The sequence below is a fragment of the Soehngenia sp. genome, assembly GCF_055108775.1.
The window spans coordinates 22,604-28,905 of sequence record NZ_JBSQIL010000016.1 but is presented as its reverse complement, the minus strand read 5'-3'; the positions used below and the strand labels follow the sequence as shown (position 1 = coordinate 28,905).

Sequence of the window (6,302 nt, the reverse complement as noted above, 5' to 3'; positions counted from 1 at the left end):
AATGGCGGAATTGGCAGACGCGCTAGACTTAGGATCTAGTGTCATTGACGTGGGGGTTCAAGTCCTCTTTCCCGCACCATGTTAACCAGAGAAGTTTTTCTCTGGTTTTTTTAAATCTTTTTTATCAAATTTCGGAAAAATATTGTGGTATAATTAAATTGTAAAATGCACCCTTAGCTCAGTTGGATAGAGTCGCTGGCTTCGAACCAGTTGGTCGGGGGTTCGAGTCCCTCAGGGTGCACCATTTAAACCTTATCATTTAATGATAAGGTTTTTGTTTTATTATATACAAATTTTATGCTATACTAAATTAACGGAGGAAAAAATGGATATATACATTCCTGATTATATAAAAAAAATTATATATATTTTAGAAAAAAATGGATATGAAGCATATCTAGTTGGTGGCTGTGTAAGGGATCATCTCATAGGTAAAGAACCTTCAGATTACGATATTGCAACGAATGCTACACCTGAAAAAATCGAGAAAATTTTTAAGGATTTTAAACTTATTGATATAGGAAGAAAATTTGGAACAATGAAAATAATAATGGATGAAGGGGAAGTTGAAGTTACGACTTTCAGGTCAGAAGATATATATATCAAAGGTAGAAAACCTAAAGATGTAAAATATATATCAAACTTATACGAAGATTTAAGAAGAAGAGATTTCACTATAAATGCAATAGCATTTAATCCAAGAATAGGATTTGTCGATCCCTTTTATGGAATGAATGATATTAAGTTAAAACTAATAAGATGCGTAGGGGATCCAAATGATAGATTAAATGAGGATTATTTGAGAATACTTCGAGCTGTAAGATTTGCAACCCAACTAAAATTTACTATTGAGGTTCAAACTGCAAATGCATGTGCAAAACTAGCTAGCCAATTGAAACTGATAAGCAAAGAAAGAATAAGAGATGAGTTAGTCAAAATCATCTTATCTGATGAACCGTCATATGGTATAAGGTTAATGAAAGATTTAGGGATTTTACAGGTTATCATACCTGAAATTATTCCGGCTATAGGATTTGATCAGAGAAATCCTCATCATTATTTGAATGTATTTGAGCATACTTTAGAGGTCTTGGACAACACACCAAAAATATTAGAAGTAAGGCTTGCAGCATTATTCCATGATATAGGTAAACCCTATACTTTTAAGTTGGATGAAAATGGAATAGGACATTTCTATGGACATGAAAAGGTAAGTGCTGAAATAGCAAAGGATGTTTTGACTAGACTACATTTTTCAAATGAACTCGTAAAAAACACCTTAGTTTTAATAAGTGGACACATGAATTATGCTAAGGATTTAGATAAGAAATATGTAAAAAAACAGCTACAAAAAATTGGATACGAGAATTTCAATAATTTAATCGAACTACAAATAGCAGATAAGCTAAGTAAAAAAGGAGATAAGGATTTAAGCTATTTTGATACAAAAAGAAGAATTCTAAAAGAAATTGAGGATGAACCTTATTCAAGAACTCATTTGGCTATTAATGGAGAAGATTTAAAAGCCCTAGGCATAGCAGAAGGTCCATTAATAGGGGAAATATTAGATTATCTACTCGAGATAGTAATTGAAAATCCAAAGAAAAATAACAAGACTGACTTAATAGATATAGTTAAGAATAAATACTTGAATAATTAATTAAACAAAGGAGGATAATATGGGGAAATTATTTGGGACTGATGGAGTAAGGGGGATTGCTAATAAGGACCTTACTCCTGAGATTGCATTCGAAATTGGGAGAGCCGGAGGTTTTGTTTTAACTCATGGAAACAGAGGGAAAGTAGTAGTAGGAAAAGACACCAGAGCATCTTCTGATATGCTTGAAGCTGCCCTTAGTGCAGGACTATGTTCTATTGGATTAGATGTAATTCAAGTTGGAATAATACCAACTCCTGCAGTGGCTTATTTAACACGAAAATATAATGCTTTAGCTGGAGTTGTGATTTCTGCTTCTCACAATCCTTTTGAATATAACGGAATCAAATTTTTTAGCTCAGATGGATATAAATTGCCTGATGAAATAGAAGATGAAATAGAAGATATTTTGTTAAATAATAGGTCAATAGAATTGAGACCTATTAAAAACAGCCTTGGCAGAATATATTTTGAGGATAATGCCCCAATACATTACAAAGAGTACTTAAAAGAGAAAATTGCAATTGATTTAAAAGGATTTAAAATTGCTATGGACTGCGGGAATGGAGCACTATATAAGATTGGTCCTGAGATAATTAGGGAATTAAATGGTGATGTTATAGCAATAAATACAGAACCTGATGGGACAAATATTAATGACAACTGTGGCTCTACTAATCCTCATTTGGTACAACAGTTAGTATTAGATACTAATGCAGATTTAGGGATATCATTTGATGGTGATGGGGATAGAATAATTGCTGTAGATGAAAAGGGCAGAATAATTGATGGAGATCATTTGATGGCAATATGCGGAAAATTCTTAAAAGATAATAACAACCTTTATAACAATACAATTGTTGGAACTGTTATGAGCAATATGGGTCTTGAAGTATTTCTATCCCAAAATGGAATGAAATTGCTTAGAACACCTGTGGGAGATAGATATATAATTGAAGAAATGAAAAAAGGGAATTATGTATTGGGAGGAGAACAGTCAGGCCATATTATTTTTATGGATTTAAACACAACAGGAGATGGATTAGCAACTGGATTGCAATTATTAAAAATAATGATTTCAGAAAACAAAAAAGCATCAGTCTTAAATGATTTGGTAGAAAACTTTCCTCAGGTTTTGGTAAATGCAAGGGTAAAACCTGAGAACAAATATAGATTTTTAGACTTCCCAGAATTAGTAAATGCTATTAAAGATTTAGAAAAGAAATTTAGTGGATCTGGTAGAGTTTTGATAAGACCTTCAGGCACTGAACCGTTAGTAAGGGTTATGATAGAAGGCAAGGACTATGATTGGATAAAGAAAGAGGCTGATAATTTAGCTTCGCTAATTGAGGATAAATTATTATAGAATAGGGGAATTAATATGAATATAATAGCAGATTCTAGCTGCGATTTAAGCAAAGATTTATTTAAATCTATTGATGTTAAAAGTGTTGAGGATGAAATAAAAGATGAGGTTAATATAAATTTAGTGCCATTTAGGATATATGTTGACGATATTGAATTCGTAGACGATGAAAGTCTAGATAAAAATAAACTGGTCCATGCTATGAAAAAAAGTCCAAATCCTATTAGGACTTCGTGCCCGTCTCCAGGTGATTTTCTAGAACTTTTTGAAAAGAGTGCTGTATCTTTCGCAATTACAATATCTAAAGAATTATCTGGAGCATATAATTCTGCTATGACAGCTAAGAATATTGCATTAGAGCAAAAAGACAAGTTTATACATGTATTTAACTCTAAATCAGCTAGTGCTGGTGAGGTATTGGTATTTTTAAAGCTTATAGAAGAAATCAAAAAAGGATTAACTAATCTTGAAATAGTTGAAAATATTGAGAAATATATAACCGATATGAAAACATATTTTATCTCAGAAGATTTAAGCAATCTGATAAAAAATGGGAGGATTTCTAAATCAAAAGGATTATTAGCTAACATTTTAAATATAAAATTAATTATGAGAGGAAATGAATCGGGAGAAATAGAGTTAGCAGAGAAAGTCAGAGGTGCAGGAAAGGCATTTAATAGGTTAGTAGATATAATAGAAAATACAAATGCAAATTTTTCAGAAAGAATAGCCGTGATTTCTCATGCAAATGCATTCGAAAAAGCTCTAAACTTAAAAGACAGTCTAAAAAAACTAAAATTTAAAGACATTATTATTGTAGAAACCAATGGATTATCAACATCATACGTAAATGATGGGGGAGTTATAATCAGTTTTTAGACATAGTTGATATTTTAATTGCTTAATTAATATATTATAAGACAAAAGACCTTTCTGGAAACAAGCTTAACACCTCTAAACAGAAAATTATTAAGTATAATGCGCTCAATAATTTTAAAATAGAATGGTTTAATATTTGTAAGACTAAATTAGACTGCAAAGCAAAAAAAGGTCTAATTTAGTTTTACAATTAATATATAAATTAATTGTGATTATCTTTTTTTGATATGCTGTTGACAAAATAACATTAGATGCTATAATTATAAAGGCAGGCAAATTTATTCATTTGCGGGAATGGCGGAATTGGCAGACGCGCTAGACTTAGGATCTAGTGTCATTGACGTGGGGGTTCAAGTCCTCTTTCCCGCACCAAAACAACCAGTGGTATCGGCCATTGGTTTTTTTATATATTATTAATTATTATTTGTGTTAAAAATTTTGTCAGTTATGATATAATGACATAATGGAATTAAAGCAAAAATTATCATAGGGGGTTCATTAATGAAAGTAGATTATGTAAAAAAAGAAAAAAACACCGTGTATTTTGATGCTCAGTTTACTCCTGAAGAGTTTGAAGAAGCTGTACAAAAAGCTTATATAGCTAATAGATCGAGATTTAACATACCTGGGTTTAGAAAAGGGAAAGCTCCTAGACAGTTGATTGAATTGAATTATGGGAAAGAAATATTCTATGAAGATGCAATCAACGAGCTATTGCCAGAGGCATATTCAAAAGCAATAGAAGAATTTAATCTAGAGCCAGTAGATAGACCTGATGTAGATATTGATGATATAGAGAAAGACAAACCAATAATTGCTAAATTTAGTGTTGAAGTGAAACCAGAAGTTAAATTAGGAGATTACAATAACATAGAGATAGAAAAAAACGATTATTCTGTTACTGAAGAAATGATAAATGCTGAACTTGAAAGAGTAAGAGACATGAATGCAAGAATAATTGATGCTGGAGATAGAGAAATTACAAATGGTGATATATTGACTATCGACTTTGAAGGGTTTATTGATGGAGAAGCATTCGAAGGTGGAAGTGCCGTAGATCAGACTTTAGAAGTAGGATCAGGACAATTCATTCCTGGTTTTGAAGAAGCACTAATCGGAAAGAAAAAGGGAGAAGAAGTTGAAGTAAATGTTAAGTTCCCTGAAGACTATTTCGAAGAGCAATTAAGAGGAAAAGATGCGACATTTAAAGTGTTGATTAAAGAAGTTAAATATAAGGAATTACCAGAGCTTGATGATGAGTTTGCTATGGATGTTAGTGAATTTGATACATTAGAAGAATATAAACAAAGTATAAAGGAAGAATTAGAAAAATCATTAAAAGAACAAGAAAATATTGATATAGAGAATAAGATTGTTGAAAAATTAGTTGAGATATCTGAATTTGAAATACCAGAAGCTATGATTGAGTCTCAAATAGATTCTGAATTAGATAACTTTGATTATAGAATGAAAATGCAAGGATTTAGTCTTGAGAAATATCTAGAGCTAACTAATATGACTATTGAACAAATGAGAGAGAGCTTTAGAGAAATAGCAAAGAAAAAAGTAGAAGCTCAACTTGTTTTAGAAGCAGTTGCAAAGAATGAAAATGTTGAAGCAACTGAAGAAGATATTCAAAAAGAATTAGAGAAAATAGCTGAATCATACAGCCCTGATAATAAAGAGAAATTCATTGAAGATATGAAAAAAGGAGATTTAAATTTCTTGACAGAGGGTATAATAAATGACAAAGTTCTAGATATGCTCAAAGAAAAAGTAAAATATGTTCAAATGGAGGGGTAATTATGGCATTAGTGCCAATTGTTGTTGAACAAACAAATCGTGGAGAAAGATCATATGATATATATTCACGACTTTTAAAAGATAGAATTATTATGTTGGGAAGTGAAATAAACGATCAAGTTGCAGAATTAGTAGTTGCTCAAATGTTGTTTTTAGAAGCTGAAGATCCTGATAAAGATATTCAACTTTATATAAATAGTCCAGGAGGATCTGTAAGCGCTGGATTTGCAATTTTTGATACAATGCAATATATAAAACCTGATGTTGTGACTATATGCGTTGGTAGAGCTGCGAGTATGGGAGCTTTCCTATTAGCGGCAGGGCAAAAAGGCAAAAGATTTGCATTGCCAAATGCTGACATTATGATTCATCAACCATTAGGAGGAGCACAAGGGCAAGCTGAAGATATAAGAATTCAAGCAGAGAAGATAATTGAAATTAGAGAAAGAATTAATCGCATATTATCTGAAAGGACTGGACAGCCACTCGAAAGAATTGCCAAGGATACTGATAGGGATTATTATATGAGTTCATATGAAGCGGTTAAATATGGGCTTATAGATGCAGTGATGGAGAAAAGAAATTAGAGGTGATTAA

General features: G+C 31.6%; 5 protein-coding genes and 2 tRNA genes. All 7 read left to right on the top strand.

Annotated elements, in window-relative coordinates; all coding sequences use genetic code 11:
- Window positions 1-167 precede the first annotated feature (167 nt).
- A tRNA-Arg gene (locus tag ACTB1H_RS03695) sits at window positions 168-244 on the top strand.
- A gap of 81 nt (window positions 245-325) precedes the next feature.
- A complete protein-coding gene (locus ACTB1H_RS03690; protein WP_463261490.1) occupies window positions 326-1,660 on the top strand; it encodes a CCA tRNA nucleotidyltransferase in 1,335 nt (444 codons plus the stop codon).
- 19 nt (window positions 1,661-1,679) lie between these two features.
- Window positions 1,680-3,023 (top strand): phosphoglucosamine mutase, encoded by a 1,344-nt coding sequence (gene glmM, locus ACTB1H_RS03685; RefSeq protein WP_463261489.1) that lies wholly within the window; start codon window positions 1,680-1,682, stop codon window positions 3,021-3,023.
- A 15-nt stretch (window positions 3,024-3,038) separates the two neighbouring features.
- Window positions 3,039-3,902 (top strand): DegV family protein, encoded by an 864-nt coding sequence (locus ACTB1H_RS03680; RefSeq protein WP_463261488.1) that lies wholly within the window; start codon window positions 3,039-3,041, stop codon window positions 3,900-3,902.
- A gap of 288 nt (window positions 3,903-4,190) precedes the next feature.
- Window positions 4,191-4,274, top strand: a tRNA-Leu gene (locus tag ACTB1H_RS03675).
- A 129-nt stretch (window positions 4,275-4,403) separates the two neighbouring features.
- Window positions 4,404-5,705 (top strand): trigger factor, encoded by a 1,302-nt coding sequence (tig, locus tag ACTB1H_RS03670; protein ID WP_463261487.1) that lies wholly within the window; start codon window positions 4,404-4,406, stop codon window positions 5,703-5,705.
- 2 nt (window positions 5,706-5,707) lie between these two features.
- Window positions 5,708-6,292: an ATP-dependent Clp endopeptidase proteolytic subunit ClpP gene (gene clpP, locus ACTB1H_RS03665; protein ID WP_463261486.1), complete on the top strand. Its 585-nt coding sequence runs from the start codon at window positions 5,708-5,710 to the stop codon at window positions 6,290-6,292.
- Window positions 6,293-6,302: the final 10 nt, after the last annotated feature.

Coding starts and splice junctions, on each gene's coding strand:
- clpP (WP_463261486.1), top strand. CDS start 5,708: ATGGCATTAGTGCCAATTGTTGTTGAACAAACAAATCGTGGAGAAAGA.
- ACTB1H_RS03680 (WP_463261488.1), top strand. CDS start 3,039: ATGAATATAATAGCAGATTCTAGCTGCGATTTAAGCAAAGATTTATTT.
- tig (WP_463261487.1), top strand. CDS start 4,404: ATGAAAGTAGATTATGTAAAAAAAGAAAAAAACACCGTGTATTTTGAT.
- ACTB1H_RS03690 (WP_463261490.1), top strand. CDS start 326: ATGGATATATACATTCCTGATTATATAAAAAAAATTATATATATTTTA.
- glmM (WP_463261489.1), top strand. CDS start 1,680: ATGGGGAAATTATTTGGGACTGATGGAGTAAGGGGGATTGCTAATAAG.